Genomic DNA, 14,313 nt, shown 5'->3' on the forward strand with positions numbered 1-14,313 from the left:
GCAAGCTCGACTCTACAGGGCGCCGCCTTCGATCTGCGCATGCAGCGCATGCAGGCGCGCCACCTGTACGTCGAACACCTGCAGGTCGGCATCGACCAGCGCCGACCAGTCCGGCGCATGCCCCAGCAGCTGCGCCACCTGTTCCTGCGGCGCGCGGTCAAAGCCTTCGGACAGGACGGCCAGGTAACGCTGGCGGAACCCCTGCGGATCCAGCTGTTCCTGCACGTACAGCTGCACGGCCACCAGCCCGGCGAACAGGTAGTTGGCCAGGTACAACGGGTCTTCGTACATCAACCGCTTGGTTTCCCAGGTGGCGCCGAGTGCCGGGTAGCGCTGGGCCATCATGCCGTAGCCGGACAGCACGTCCAGGGTCAGCGCGTCGAGGTCATCGGCCGTGCCCAGCGTACCGGCAGCCACGCCCTGGTAGATCGACTCTTCCAGTTGAGCTTCTTCCGAAGCGATGAACACCTGCAGCACGATGTCATCCAGCAGGGATTTCAGGTAATACGCCTTCGCACGGGGGTCCTGCGCCTGCTGGTACAGCTGGTCGCGGAACTTCAGCTCGTTGAAGATCGCGTACGCCTCGTTCAACCACGAGGTGCCGTTGCGATAGAACGGGGAGACATTCGCCCGCTCCATCCATTGCGCATGCACCGCATGCCCGGCTTCGTGCACAACCTCCACGTCGCTTTCCAGCGTGCCACGGCGCTCGCCGACGAACAGCAGGGACGGCACGCCGGGCGCGGCAACCGGGAAGGCATCACCGGTACGTGGGCCCAGCGTCCCGGCCATGTCCATGCGCCGCTGCGCCGGATCAAGCAGCGCGTGCACTTCCCCGGTGTAGGCGGGCCCCAGGCCCTGCATCGCGTCGGTGGCGGTGTCGCGCACCTGTTCCCAGGTCAGGACGGGCGGAACGAAACCCGCGTCGGGCAGGCTGAGATCCCAGATCTGCGCGTCGGCGTGGCCCATCCGTTCGGCATGCTGCAGCAGCGCCTGCTGGTAGGCGCGACGTTGCGGTGCATGTCGCCGCACGGCCGCCAGGGTGGCGTGTACTGCCTCGGCATCCAGCCCCATGCGCGTGTAACTGTGCTCCGGCGCAGAGCCGTGGCCCTGCAGCTGCGAGGCGCGATCATTGACCTGGACCAGCGCCAGCAAGGTGCTCGCCATGGCGTCGCGCTGCGATGACACACCCTGCCAGTAGCCCTTCCAGCCTGCTTCGCGCAGCGCGCGGTCCGGGTGACGCGACAACGCGACGCTGTCCTTGCGGCTGTCCAGCAGCGTGCCGTTGCTGGGGAACGCCGGATAGCTGGCATGCCGCAGCAGCTGCCGCTGCAGGCGTGCGAACGCATCCATGGCCGGGCTGGCCACCTCGTCCACGGCGTCATCCAGGCCTGCGGCACGCGGCGGAGTGGAGATGCCGGTGCTGCCCAGCGCGCGCGCGCGCAGCCACGCGTAGGGGGCCATCCAGCCCGCATCGGTAGGTGCGTCGACCAGCGCCTTGCGCGCGATGCTGGCCGCCACATCGCAGAGGTCCGCAGCGTCCCGTTGCGCCTGCACAGGGCGGGCGTCACGTGCATCGCGTGCAGCCTGCAGGTGCAGGTACGCGCGATGGCGCTGGCACTGTCCAAGCAGCCGCTCGGCCTGTGCCACGCGGGTGGCCGGGTCCGTCGGGCCCGAGTCGCGCAGGGAGGCGATGGACGCGGCCAGCGTCGCGCGCGCGGCCTGCTCGGCTGCCGCATCGGAGAAGTACGCGCGATCATCGGCATGCAGCGTCTGTGCGCTGGCGGTGCTGGCAGTGAGCAGCAGCATGATGGCGGCGGTGATCGAACGCGTCCTGCGGGTGTTCATGGCAACTTCCTTGTGTAGAGTCGAGCTTGCTCGAATGGCCCTACGGCAGTCGAGCAAGCTCGACTCTACAACGACTCCGCAGTCGAGCAGGCTCGACTCTACGGGTTCGGGCGCGGGTAGACTAATCCGTTCCCTGCCCGGCCCGAGGCTGACATGCGTACCTTCCTGCTGATCCTCGGCCTGTTGCTCACTCCTCTTGCGCCCGCGCTGGCTGCGGGCGTCCAGGTCCGCGAGGGTGATCTGTTGTTCGTGACCGCCGGGCACAGCGGCCTGAGTGCGGCCATCGACGATGCCACCGCCACGCAGGGGGCGACCAGCTTCGACCATGTGGCCCTGGTGGCGGCCGGTAACCAGGGTTGGCAGGTACTGCACGCGGATGAGAAGGGATCACGGCAGCAGACGCTGGCCGACTTCCAGCACGACGCGCGTGCCAAGCAACGGCAGATCGTGGTGTACCGGCTGCGCAGTCCACCGGCCGGGGCGATCACCGATGCGGTGGCCACCGCCCGCACCCTGCTGGGCAAGCCCTACAACACGACCTATGTGTTGAACGAGGACAGCTACTACTGCTCGGACTTCATCGAGCGCGCGTTCCGTGCCCACCATGTGTTCGCGCTGCAGCCGATGAACTTCCGCAACCCGAAGACCGGGCAGATCTCGCAGCACTGGGTGGACCTGTACCGCGGCATGGGCATGGACGTGCCGCAGGGCCTGCCGGGTACCAACCCCAACGACATGGCCGCCAGCGCGGTGCTGGAACGCGTCGGTACGCTGTAACAAAGCGAAGCCCCGCACAAGGCGGGGCTTCTGTGTGCAGATCCGGCCGGGGCCAGGATCATTCTTCTTCGTCGTGGCTGCCCTGCTGCTGGTTGCGCTTCTGCTGCTGGTCCTGCTGCTGTTGCTGCTGCTGGTCACGACCGCGACCCTGCTGCTGATCCTGCTGGTTCTGCTGACCTTGCTGGTTCTGCTGACCCTTCTGGTTCTGCTGGTTCTGCTGTGCCATGTCCGTGTCTCCGAAGCCACGCGCGGAATGCGGTGGACGGGGGCATCGTCTGCAGCCGAAGGTTAACCACGCGTTGCAACGCAGCTAGGCTGGCGTGCAGGCGCACCGCCGACACCCCCGCGCGCCTTGTGGCACAAGCCCCTGAAGGGTTCATGCGGCGTGTGCATGTGCTCATGCCGCGCCGGCACCAGCCGTATTCAGGGGCCCGCAGGGGCGTGACACGCGCATGACAGCCTACGCCCAAGGTCTCCCTTTCCACCCGCGCGCCGCCCCGCTATGGTCAGGTGGATACCCGCCGGAGACGCGCATGGCCCCGCAGACCGCAGTACGCCCTTCCTACGATGAAGCCCGCGACCGCTTCGATATCGCGCAGTGGCAGGCCCGCTTCCAGGGCCGCCTGGACGAGGGCCTCAACGCCTGCGTGGAGTGCTGCGACCGCTACTGCGGAAGTGATCGGCTGGCCCTGCGCTGGATCGACGCACACGGTGCGCTGCACCTGTACACCTTCGATGACCTGCGCGATGCCGCCGCACGCGCCGCGCAGGTGCTGCGTGCGGCCGGCGTCGGCCCGGGCGATGTGGTGGCCGGGCTGCTGCCGCGCACGCCGGATCTGCTGGCCACCATCCTCGGCACCTGGCGGATCGGCGGGGTCTACCAGCCCCTGTTCACTGCGTTCGGCCCCAAAGCCATCGAAAGCCGCCTGCAAACCGGCCACACCCGGCTGCTGGTGACCGACGGTGCGCATCGCAGCAAGCTGGACGAACTCGATGCCTGCCCACAGGTCGCAACCGTGCTGGCACCGGGCCAGACACTGCGCGCGGGTGACATCGACTGGCGCGCCGGCACCGCAGCAGCGGCACCCACGCTTGAGCCCGTGCTGCTGCCCGGCGATGCACTGATGGCACTGCTGTCGACCTCCGGCACCACCGGCAGCCCCAAGGGAGTGCCCGTGCCGCTGCGCGCGATGATGGCCTTTGCCAGCTACATGGAACTGGCCGTGGACCTGCGTGCGGACGACGTGTTCTGGAACATCGCCGACCCTGGCTGGGCCTACGGGCTGTACTACGCAGTGATCGGCCCGCTCATGCTGGGCCAGGCCACCACCTTCAGCGAGGCCGGCTTCAGCGTGCACGGCCTGAACACCATCATCGGCCAGCTGGGGGTGACCAACCTGGCCGGCTCCCCCACCGCGTACCGGCAGATCATCGCCGCCGGGCCGCAGGCCAGTGCCGGCATCAAGGGCCAGCTGCGCGTGGTCAGCAGCGCCGGTGAACCGCTGAACCCGGAGATCGCCCGCTGGTTTGCCGAACACCTGCAGACCACCGTGCTGGACCACTACGGGCAGACCGAAACCGGGATGGTGGTGAACAATCACCATGCCCTCGCCCACCACGTACGCCCCGGCTCGTCGGGCTTTGCGATGCCGGGCTACCGCGTGGCGGTGCTGGACGAACAGGGCAACGAGCTGCCACCGCGCACGCCGGGCATCCTGGCGGTGGACCTGCGGCAGTCGCCCATCATGTGGTTCACCGGCTACTACCAGGCCGAAACCCCGGCCATTGCCGATGGCTACTACCGCACGGGCGATTCGGTGGAGTGCGAGGACGATGGCTCGATCAGTTTCATCGGCCGCTCCGACGATCTCATCACCTCATCCGGCTACCGCATCGGGCCGTTCGATGTGGAGAGCGCGCTGATGGAACATCCGTCCGTGGCCGAAGCCGCGGTGATCGGCGTGCCCGATCCGGAGCGGACCGAGATCGTCAAAGCGTTCGTGATCCTGCGTGATGGGTTCGAGGGCAGCGACGCGCTGGCGCACGAACTGCAGCAGCACGTGCGCCATCGCCTGTCCGCGCATGCCTACCCGCGCCAGGTGGAGTTCGTGGTGCAGGTGCCGAAGACGCCCAGCGGCAAAGTGCAGCGGTTCCTGCTGCGCCAGGCCGAGATCGAGAAGCAGGCGGCGGCCGGCTGACGTTGCGTGGTGATCTCTGGGGTCAGAGCCCTTCCCACGGAAGGGATCTGACCCCAGGGTCGGATCCTCTCCGGCGGAGAGGCTCTGACCCCACATGAGCCCCGGATCTGCCTACGGCATCACCGGCGGCACATAGGCCAGGGTCATGCCCAGCAGCCACAGCAGGCCCAGCACCAGCGGGATATGCACCAGCAGCTGGATGAAGGTGAAGCCGACGATGTCGCGGGCCTTCAGACCCAGCACGCCCAGCAGCGGCAGCATCCAGAACGGATTGATGAGGTTCGGCAGCGCCTCTGCCGCGTTGTAGACCTGCACCGCCCAGCCCAGATGCGCCTTCAGTTCATTGGCGGCCTGCATCACGTACGGCGCTTCAATGATCCACTTGCCACCACCGGACGGCACGAAGAAACCCAGCACCGCCGAATAGACGCCCATCACCAGGGCGAAGGTATCGGTGCTTGCCACGTGCACGAACAGGCTGGACAGGCGATGCGCCAACGTCTGCCCGTCACCGCCGGCCGCATGGGTGAGGATCATCGCGATGCCGCCGTACAGCGGGAACTGGATGAGCACGCCCGTGGTGCTGGGCACCGCCTTGGCCACCGCGTTGAGGAAGCTGCGCGGGCGCCAGTGCAGCAGCAGGCCCAGCGAAATGAACAGGAAGTTGTAGGTGTTGAGGTTGGCGATGGCGGTGACCACCGGCTTGTTGGCGAATTCGTTGAACAGCCAGCCGAAGGCCAGCAGCGAGAGCAGCACGGTCAGCAGCGGGCTGTATTCCAGCCACTCACCCGGCCGCGTGCGCCGCTGCAGCGGCTCGGGCTCAGCCTGTGCGGCGCCGGGGAAATCCTCAGCGGTGCGCGCACTGCCTGCGGCCGGTGCGGTCAGCCAGGCCACCAGCAGCGAGACCAGGATCAGCGCGGCCGTCAGCGCGATCGACTGCCACAGGAAGATGGTTTCGGTGAAGGGCAGCACGCCGGTGATTTCCACCAGACCGGGCGGCATGCTGGCCGGGTTGGCCTGCAGCTGTGCAGCCGACGAGCTCAGGCCCATCGCCCACACCGCACCCAGGCCCAGGTAAGCAGATGCACCGGCAGCGCGATAATCCATGCGCAGTTCGGTGCGGCGGGCGAGCGCGCGCACCAGCAGGCCACCGAACACCAGCGAGAAGCCCCAGCTGAGCAGCGAGGCCAGCATGCTGACCAGGCCGACATACACCACCGCGCCACGGCCGGTGCGGGGTACCCGCGCGAGGAAATCGATGAAGCGCGCCACTACCGGCGCCGTAGCCAGCGCATAGCCGCCGATGACCACGAAGGCCATCTGCATGGTGAAGGGGATCAGGCTCCAGAAGCCATCGCCGAAGGCGCTGGCCGTGGCCTGCGGGGTCGAGCCGAAGCCCATGGCCGCCACCGCGACGATGACCACGCCCAGCACCGCAAACACGTACGCGTCCGGGAACCACTTTTCCGCCCACGCGGCCGAGCGCAGCGCTGCGCGCGCCATCCAGCCGTCCTGAACTGCTGCCGTCGAGGCCATCGCCTACCCTCCCAGGTTCGATGGACCGATTCTGGGCGGTGGGGTGCAGGCTGTCAGCCACCTATTGGTCGTAGGTGGCGCGCCTGACGGTAGTGCCGGCCGCTGGCCGGCAATCCGGGATGGGGTCAGAGCCCTTTCCCGATGGGAAAGGGATCCGACCCCGGGCGATCAGCGCAGCGCCAGATCCACGGCGATGCCGGCGAACAGGGCCGCGCCCACCCAGTTGTTGTGCAGGAAGGCCTTGAAGCATGGGCCGCGCTCGCGGTGGCGGCAGATCCAGAACTCGTACACCACCAGCACCGTGGCGACCGCCACGCCGGCCAGGTAACAGCCCCCCAGCCCGCCGCGCACGCCGACCAGGGCCATCGTGGCCAGGAACAGCGCGTACAGCACGCCCTGGATGACCAGATCCAGCTCGCCAAAGAGGATGGCGGTGGAGTGCGAACCCATCTTCAGATCGTCCTCGCGGTCGACCATGGCGTACCAGGTGTCATAGGCGGTGGACCACAGGATGTTGCCCGCGTACAGCAGCCAGCCCAGCATGGGCACCTCGCCCTGCACCGCCGCGAAGGCCATCGGAATGCCCCAGCCGAAAGACAGGCCCAGGTAGACCTGCGGCAGATGGGTGTAGCGCTTCAGGTAGGGATAGCTGGCCGCCAGGAACACGCCGATGAAGCTCAGGCCGATGGTCAGCCCGTTCAGCGTAAGCACCAGGCCGAACGCCACCAGCATCAGCACGGCGAACAGCACCAGCGCCGCGCGGCCGCTGATCGCACCGGTGGCCAGCGGGCGCGACTTGGTGCGCTCCACGTGCGGGTCCAGCCAGCGGTCGGCGTAATCGTTGATGACGCAGCCGGCGGATCGGGTGAGCCACACACCCGCGGTGAACACGAACAGCGTCCACAGTGGGGGCAGGCCGCCGGACGCCAGCCACAGCGCCCACCAGGTGGGCCAGAGCAGCAGCAGGGTGCCGATCGGGCGATCGGCGCGCATCAGGGACCAGTAGTGACGCCAGCGCGGCGTCGGCGCCGGGTGTGGCGCGGAAAGGGGGGTGTCAGCCATGGCGATAGGATACTCCTGCGCTGGCGGGAGGGCCGCGCTGGGCTGCAAAAGACAGGGCCCGATGCGCCTTCGCGCACCGGGCCCCGGTGTCCTGCCCAGCGAAAAGATCAGGCCTTTTCGTCGGACTTGTACTCGTAGTAGCCGTAGCTGTAATAGCCGGTGGCACGCTTCTCGACCGCGTTGAAGATCGCACCCTTGATCTGCACGCCGTTCTGCTCGAAGCGCTGCAGCGTCAGTTCGATTTCCTTGGCCTGGTTCACGCCGAAACGGGTGACCAGCAGGCTCGAGCCCGCGTGGGTGGCAACCAGCGCCGGATCGGTCACGGCCAGGATCGGCGGCGTATCGACGATCACCAGGTCGTACTTGCCGGACATGTCCTGCAGCAGCTGCGCGAAGCGCGGGTGCATCAGCAGTTCGGCCGGGTTCGGCGGAATGTCACCACGCACCATGTAGTGCATGTTGTCCAGACCGGGTACCGGATGGATCACGTCGTCGACCGTCAGCTTGCCGCCCAGCACGTCAGACAGGCCCTTCTGGTGCGACACACCCAGGATCTTGTGCAGGGTGCCCTTGCGCATGTCGGCGTCGATGACCAGCACGCGCTGGCCGGCCTGCGCGATGACCGCGGCCAGGTTGGTGGACACGAAGGTCTTGCCCACGCCCGGGCGCGGGCCCGAGATGGTCAGGATGTTGTTCTTCGCTTCCAGCATGGCGAAGTGCAGGCTGGTACGCAGGCTGCGCAGCGCTTCCACGGTCGGATCGGCCGGGGCGGTCACCGCCAGCAGGTGCTGGCGCCCGTCTGCAATCACACGTGTACCGTGCTTGCCCTTGCGCAGCTTGGGCAGCGTGTTCGACACGCTGAGCGGGATCGCGGCGTAGACCGGCAGGCCCAGGGCCTCGATGTCCGCCGGGTCTTCGATGCCCGGGTTGAGCATGCGCTGCAGGAAGACGAAGGCGACCGAGAGGAAACCGCCGAGTAGCGTGGCGATGATTACGATCAGGGCCTTGCGGGGCTTGACCGGATGCGCAATGTCAACGACCGCGTTATCGACGATGCGCACATTGCCCACAGTACCAGCGCGGGCCACATCCAACTGCTGGGCCTGGTTAAGTAGAGCGGTATAAAGTTCGTTACTGACTTGCAAATCGCGAGTCAGCCGCAGTAGCTCCTGCTGAGTATCCGGCAGTCCACTAACTTCCTTCCTGAAACCTGCCTTCCGCCCTTCCAAATCGCCCATCTGCTTGAGGAGCGCACGATATGCGGGATGCTCGCGGGTAAAGCTGCGATCCATCTCTGCCTGCTTCAGCCTCAGCTGCTGGATGCTGGCTTCAACAGCAACTTCCTGCTCCAACAGACCCTTGGTCTGCATGGTGATGTCAACCGAATTAGCCTTCGACTGATAGGCTGTCATCGCAGACTGAGCCTCTTCCACCTGCTTGCGCACGGTAGGAAGCTGCTCCTTCACAAAATGCAACTGCGCGGCAGCCTCGGCGGATCCGCGATCCACGTTCTGCCTCACGTACGCGTCAGCCACACGTTGAACCACCGCCTCCGCGCGAAGGGGGTCAGTGTCTTCGTATGTCAGCTGCAGGATGCCTGAGTCCTTGCCCGACTCAGTCGCGGCGATGCTCTCCTGGAGTTCAGTCAGGAGGTCAAGACGCCTCAACTTAGAAACCGCGAACTCCGTGCCCGCATTGGCACGAAGCTCTTCAACCTCGATTACAACCCCTTTGCCTTGAGCAGAAACTCCAGCGATGCCGTGAACCAATTCGTTACCATCGGCATCGAAGAGAACGTAGCCCTTGCCATCATCATTGGTTTTGAGGGTGAGTTCCTCTCCAATCATCGCAGGCGGCACATTCAGACGACCAACGCGAAGGCGCTCGCCTCCCCAGCCATACTTGGAAAGGCCGAACCTGGGCGGAGCCACACCCTCTGGCACCTCCGGTCTGAACCGCCGGGCAAAGAAATTGCCGACCAGTGGCATCCGCTTCGCGTCGATCTGGGTCTCAAGGTTGAGCTGGTCCACAGCCGTACCAATCACAGCTCTGGACGTCAGCAATGCAACCTCCGTCGTTGCAGCGGTACTGCTACCGCCAAGCGAGGACGAAAGGTCCGACAGCCCTGGAATGCTGGGCACCTTCGACTCAACCTGCACCATCGCCTGAGCTTGATACACGGGGGCAGCAAGTAGCGCATAGGCGACGCCAACGGCGCAGAACACTGCCGTGGTCCCAACAATCCACCATTTGCGATCAATCAAGACGCCAAAGAGTTCGCGCAGGTCAATTTCATCTTCCTTGACTGCTCGGGATTCCGTATGTCTAGTCATTGCGTCCATCTAAATTAGGGGATCAGTCAGCGCCCCGGCGCGCCAAGCCTTCCACAATAGCTGGAATCCAGAAATCCCAGGAGCAGCATTGGAGTGCGCCTGATGACCCCAAACGGAGGGTTGAGAGCGTTCGCTCGCCGGCGGACAGGGCCGGAGCCTGAGAATCAAGCCTTGCAGTGTAACCCAAAGTCTGCCCATCCCGCAGGCCAAGTGCCCAAATTGAACAATCGCGCCGGGCGTGCGACCGCCCTCTTCTATTGAGACATACATCACACTTTTACCGGTAGTCATCTTCACTCCATCCAACGTCTCGCCCGTCGGGACAGCCGCCACGCCCAACGCAGGTGTCAACGCATCCATTCCGGTCGCCTCCTTGCTGGAGTGCCCCAGCGGCGCGGCCATCAGAGCGACCCGCGGCCATTCATCATTTTCGGTTCCAAGTGCATGCAATAGCCGTGCCTACCACCCCTTGGCATGTAGTAGCATTAAAGAAATCTCACCTGAGATCGGTGGACGGTGCGTAGGCCGCGCTTGATGCCCGACAATCGAGGCGTGCAGCATTGACCACAATGGGGAAGTGGTTCACCGAATGCTGCAACGCTTATTCCCCAACTGTTTTACAGCTCAGATGTAACAAAAGGATTTTGATCATGAAGATTGCCGTAGCCGGCACAGGCTATGTCGGCCTCTCCAATGCAGTACTTTTGGCCCAGCAGCACCAAGTGGTGGCCTTGGACATCAACCCGGAAAGGGTTGCCAAAATCAATTCTAGAACCTCTCCGATCGAAGACGCGGAAATTGAGGAGTTTTTTGCGGACAAAAAACTGGACCTCAGGGCGACCCTCGACTTCAAGGAAGCATATAAAGACGCTTCCTTCGTAATCGTGGCGACACCGACTGACTATAACCCGGTGACCAACTACTTCGACACGAGTTCAGTTGAGTCAGTGATCAGCGACGTCCTTTCGGTCAATCCTGACGCCGTAATCATAATTAAATCCACCATTCCTGTGGGCTGCACCAACGAGCTGCGCCAGCGGCTCGGCAGCCCCAATGTCATCTTCTCGCCAGAATTTCTGCGTGAAGGCAAGGCGCTGTACGACAATCTGCATCCAAGTCGAATCATAGTCGGCGAACGATCAGAAAGGGCAGCTCAATTCGCTCAGCTGCTGCAGGAAGGAGCAATCCGAAAGGATGTACCCTTGCTCTTTACCGACTCGACCGAGGCCGAGGCAATCAAGCTGTTTGCCAACACCTACCTCGCAATGAGAGTCGCGTATTTCAACGAGCTTGATACATATGCGGCCACTCACGACCTGGATACGCGCCAGATCATTGAAGGAGTGAGCTTGGATCCACGGATTGGGGGTCACTACAACAACCCCTCGTTCGGCTATGGCGGCTACTGCCTGCCCAAGGACACTAAGCAGCTTCTGGCGAACTATCGCGACGTACCCCAGAACCTGATTCATGCAATTGTGGAAGCGAATCGCACGCGTAAAGATTTCATCGCCGATGAGATCATTCGCCGTAACCCGAGTGTGGTTGGCATCTATCGACTCGTCATGAAGGCTGGTTCGGACAACTTTAGAGCTTCTGCCATCCAGGGCGTCATGAAGCGAATCAAAGCCAAAGGCATTCGCGTAATCATCCATGAGCCGGCCCTGAGCGAGACGCAATTCTACTCGTCTGAAGTTGTGAGCGATCTCGCCGAGTTCAAGGAACGCTCCGATGTAATCATCGCCAATAGGCTGTCGGAAGAGCTGTGCGATGTCTCGGAAAAGGTATATACGCGTGATCTTTTCGGCATTGATAGCTGAAATAGCACACCAAGCGAGACGTATGAGGCACTGAAGGCCGATGTTAGTCAAACAGAATTTGCGAATGATCAAGCGCCTCGCCAAGTCAATTCCTGACACCGCGCGAGCTGCCCTTGGCGTATGGACACAGAAATGGCAGCGCAGCCCTTGGGAATCTGATCCCGTCGGCAAGCTGGAGACCTCTCCAATTCGCAACTACGGCTCCACGATTGATGGAGTCCAGGTCACGACGGTTACGCCGCCGAACGGACACTACATGACGACATTTTTCGATGTCTGTCCGTTTTCTCCGTCCGGCAACCTCGTCGCTGTTACCCGAGTACCATTCATAAACAGAATTCCTGTTCCGGGTGATAAAGCATTGGTATGCGTCATTGACCTCCGCACTGGCGAGACCAAGACCGTGCATGAGACCGGCGGCTGGGGAGCACAGCTTGGAGCAAATGTTCAGTGGGGTTCAAGTGATCGCATACTCTTCTGCAATGACGCCATTGCCGGCACCGCGAAGGCGGTCCGAATCGACCTCGATAGCGGCCACCGGACTAGCCTAAATGGTCCGGTATACGGAACCGACCCCAAGCGCAGATATTCCTACTCCGCCGACCTTCGACTTATCAATGCGCTAATACCGGGATATGGAATTCCCGAACATCCGTTTGATAAGTACAAACAGCCCGAGCGATGCAGTTCGTCGAATGGCCTGTGGAGAACCGACCTCGAAACAGGCGGGTGCGAGCTTGTTGCGTCAATGCGCGACATCGTCGCACAACTTAGCGACCAGGAAAAGCTAAGCAGGGGAAAGTATTTCCTTTTCAACGTGAAGGTTGATCCAACAGGAACCAAGCTTCTTCTTGTTATTTTCGTAAAGGAGATCCCCGGCAGAGTCGGGCACGCATTGCAGTTAGTGACGACCGATCTTGATGGCAGAAATGCGCGACTGGTTGTTACGGATTCCGCATGGACGAAGGGAGGCCATCATCCCAACTGGAGTGCGGACGGCAGCGGAATTCTGATGAACCTCAAAATCGACGGAAAGATGCGGTTTGTCAACATATCACCTGATGACGGCTCAATTGGTCTAGTCGGCGGAGAGGCTAAGGGAAGCGGCCACCCTACGCTGCACTCGAGCGGAAAGTACGTTCTGACAGATTCATATATATCAGAAGGATTCAGGGACAACCAGGGAAATGTCCCACTCCGCCTGATCGACGCAGCAAAAGGAACAGAGCGCAGCATCTGCAAGATATTCACGAAAAACTTGGACGGCCCTCGTCGTATCGACCCACATCCAGCATGGGACATGAACTACCAACGAATCGCGTTTAACGGAATTGTTGACGGGTTTCGCCAAGTAATGATTGCCGACCTCTCGAAAATAGTCTGATGAGCAAATCAAGCAAAGCTAGCGACTTCCTGCTTACCATTCTTGCAAGATTTGGTGGAAAGGCAGCCAACCTGGTGGTATTTGCAATCGTCGCAAATAAACTCAGCCTGGCTGACATGGGCGTCTATGGCTATATCTTTACTACAACGCTGATCATTTCCACGATTCTTGACTTGGGCGTCAGAAACTCCATTGCGGTTCAGATTGGCAAAGAGCCGGCCTCAAGCTCAGATTACACACGAAGCGCTTACCTACTCCTGCTGCCCATTGCCCTACTCTGCCTTCCGTTAACTATTGCCTACCTTAGATTCGGACCCGAAAACACAAGTTCCGCAACTGCGACTATTCCGGCCGCACTATTGCTTGCATTTATGCTGCATCAGCGGATGCTGCAGGGCGCATCGCTCGGCCAAGGGGACATCAAAACATTTAATAGAACCGAGCTTGCATCGAGAATCATTCTAGTTGCACTTACACTTTTAATGCTGGTGACAAATCAATTCTCACTGTCGACAGCAATATGGGCACTGGCGATCTCACAGGCGTTTGGCTCGCTCTATCTTGCGGTCAAGCAGGCACCGAAGTATTTAGAGCCGAAAGCATCCGCAAGCCTTTCGATTATTGTAAGTCTAGTTCGAGCAGGCATCCCATTCATGGTCGCTGTGGTGCTTATGCAAGCATCGAAGAAGCTCGCCTTCTATACCGTTAGCTACGAATCAACGCTAACTGAAGGCGGAATCTTTTTTGGCCTGCAACGGCTTACTGAGGTGGTGACGGAGGTGGGGCTAGCCATATCCGTCGTATTGCTTTCCCACAATGTAAGAGCAACATCCAAAGAGGAGGCAGCTGCCAACACTGCAAGGTCCGTCAGGGTTTCAGTCGCTGTGTTTCTCGCAATTTCGATTGCGATGGTAGCCCTCTCCTGGGTTCTGGTACCCATGATTCTCGGAAAGTCTTTCGCTGGCCACTCATTACTATTCTCGATACTGGTAGTGGGTACATTGTTCGGAGCCATCTGGACCATGCTGTTCCCAAGTCTGTCCGTGGCGACCTCTCCAACCACCGTCCTGAAAATTCTGTCGATTGGACTTGCGTTGAACGTCATTGCGACCTTTGGCATGACCTGGGCATGGGGACTGCTTGGGGCGGCATCGTCTACCGTTCTTGTGAATATTATTATCTCAGCGATGTTCCTCAGGACCTATAAGATTCGCTTTGGAATTACTGCAAGTGATTTCATTTTCCCAAAGTGGGATGACCTGCCAATTGACCGCCTGAGAAAAAAATTCCTTCCGAGCAAAAACAGGAGTGACCAGTGATAATTTCTCGAATCAGATCACTGGCTATGCTGCACG

The 14,313-nt window shown here is 61.9% G+C and carries 10 protein-coding genes; 5 read left to right on the plus strand and 5 right to left on the minus strand.

Features of this window, described 5'->3' with window-relative positions; genetic code table 11:
- Positions 1-12 precede the first annotated feature (12 nt).
- Positions 13-1,848, minus strand: a complete 1,836-nt coding sequence (locus C1924_RS18945) for a M3 family metallopeptidase (RefSeq protein ID WP_108766695.1) — start codon at positions 1,846-1,848, stop codon at positions 13-15.
- 153 nt (positions 1,849-2,001) lie between these two features.
- Here C1924_RS18945 and C1924_RS18950 point away from each other — a divergent pair, with 153 nt between their 5' ends.
- Positions 2,002-2,625 carry a YiiX/YebB-like N1pC/P60 family cysteine hydrolase gene (locus tag C1924_RS18950; RefSeq protein WP_108766696.1) on the plus strand — a complete coding sequence of 208 codons (624 nt, stop codon included), beginning with the start codon at positions 2,002-2,004 and terminating at the stop codon, positions 2,623-2,625.
- Between the two features lie 58 nt (positions 2,626-2,683).
- Here C1924_RS18950 and C1924_RS20440 read toward each other — a convergent pair whose 3' ends face one another.
- Complete coding sequence (locus tag C1924_RS20440; RefSeq protein ID WP_174208973.1) at positions 2,684-2,851, minus strand: hypothetical protein; 168 nt, start codon at positions 2,849-2,851, stop codon at positions 2,684-2,686.
- 307 nt (positions 2,852-3,158) lie between these two features.
- Between C1924_RS20440 and C1924_RS18955 the strand changes: the two genes are divergently transcribed.
- Positions 3,159-4,823: an AMP-binding protein gene (locus C1924_RS18955; protein WP_108766697.1), complete on the plus strand. Its 1,665-nt coding sequence runs from the start codon at positions 3,159-3,161 to the stop codon at positions 4,821-4,823.
- A gap of 111 nt (positions 4,824-4,934) precedes the next feature.
- Here C1924_RS18955 and C1924_RS18960 read toward each other — a convergent pair whose 3' ends face one another.
- From C1924_RS18960 to C1924_RS18970, 3 genes are all read right to left on the minus strand, one after another.
- The gene (locus C1924_RS18960; RefSeq protein WP_174208974.1) at positions 4,935-6,359 is read right to left on the minus strand and encodes a TIGR00366 family protein; all 1,425 of its coding nucleotides are present in this window, start codon (positions 6,357-6,359) and stop codon (positions 4,935-4,937) included.
- A 168-nt stretch (positions 6,360-6,527) separates the two neighbouring features.
- Positions 6,528-7,421: a 4-hydroxybenzoate octaprenyltransferase gene (gene ubiA / locus C1924_RS18965; RefSeq protein ID WP_108766699.1), complete on the minus strand. Its 894-nt coding sequence runs from the start codon at positions 7,419-7,421 to the stop codon at positions 6,528-6,530.
- A gap of 107 nt (positions 7,422-7,528) precedes the next feature.
- Positions 7,529-9,754: a polysaccharide biosynthesis tyrosine autokinase gene (locus tag C1924_RS18970; protein ID WP_108767122.1), complete on the minus strand. Its 2,226-nt coding sequence runs from the start codon at positions 9,752-9,754 to the stop codon at positions 7,529-7,531.
- 650 nt (positions 9,755-10,404) lie between these two features.
- On the opposite strand from C1924_RS18970, the gene C1924_RS18975 reads away from it, so the two are divergent.
- From C1924_RS18975 to C1924_RS18980, 3 genes are all read left to right on the plus strand, one after another.
- A complete protein-coding gene (locus C1924_RS18975; RefSeq protein WP_108766700.1) occupies positions 10,405-11,574 on the plus strand; it encodes a nucleotide sugar dehydrogenase in 1,170 nt (389 codons plus the stop codon).
- Positions 11,575-11,638: 64 nt separating this feature from the next.
- Positions 11,639-12,958, plus strand: coding sequence for a hypothetical protein (locus C1924_RS20395; RefSeq protein WP_159094843.1), 1,320 nt, complete (start codon positions 11,639-11,641; stop codon positions 12,956-12,958).
- A complete protein-coding gene (locus C1924_RS18980) occupies positions 12,958-14,277 on the plus strand; it encodes an oligosaccharide flippase family protein (RefSeq protein ID WP_108766701.1) in 1,320 nt (439 codons plus the stop codon). The genes C1924_RS20395 and C1924_RS18980 overlap by 1 nt, the downstream gene beginning before the upstream one ends.
- Positions 14,278-14,313 lie beyond the last annotated feature (36 nt).

This window comes from Stenotrophomonas sp. ESTM1D_MKCIP4_1, assembly GCF_003086895.1.
Lineage (GTDB): Bacteria > Pseudomonadota > Gammaproteobacteria > Xanthomonadales > Xanthomonadaceae > Stenotrophomonas.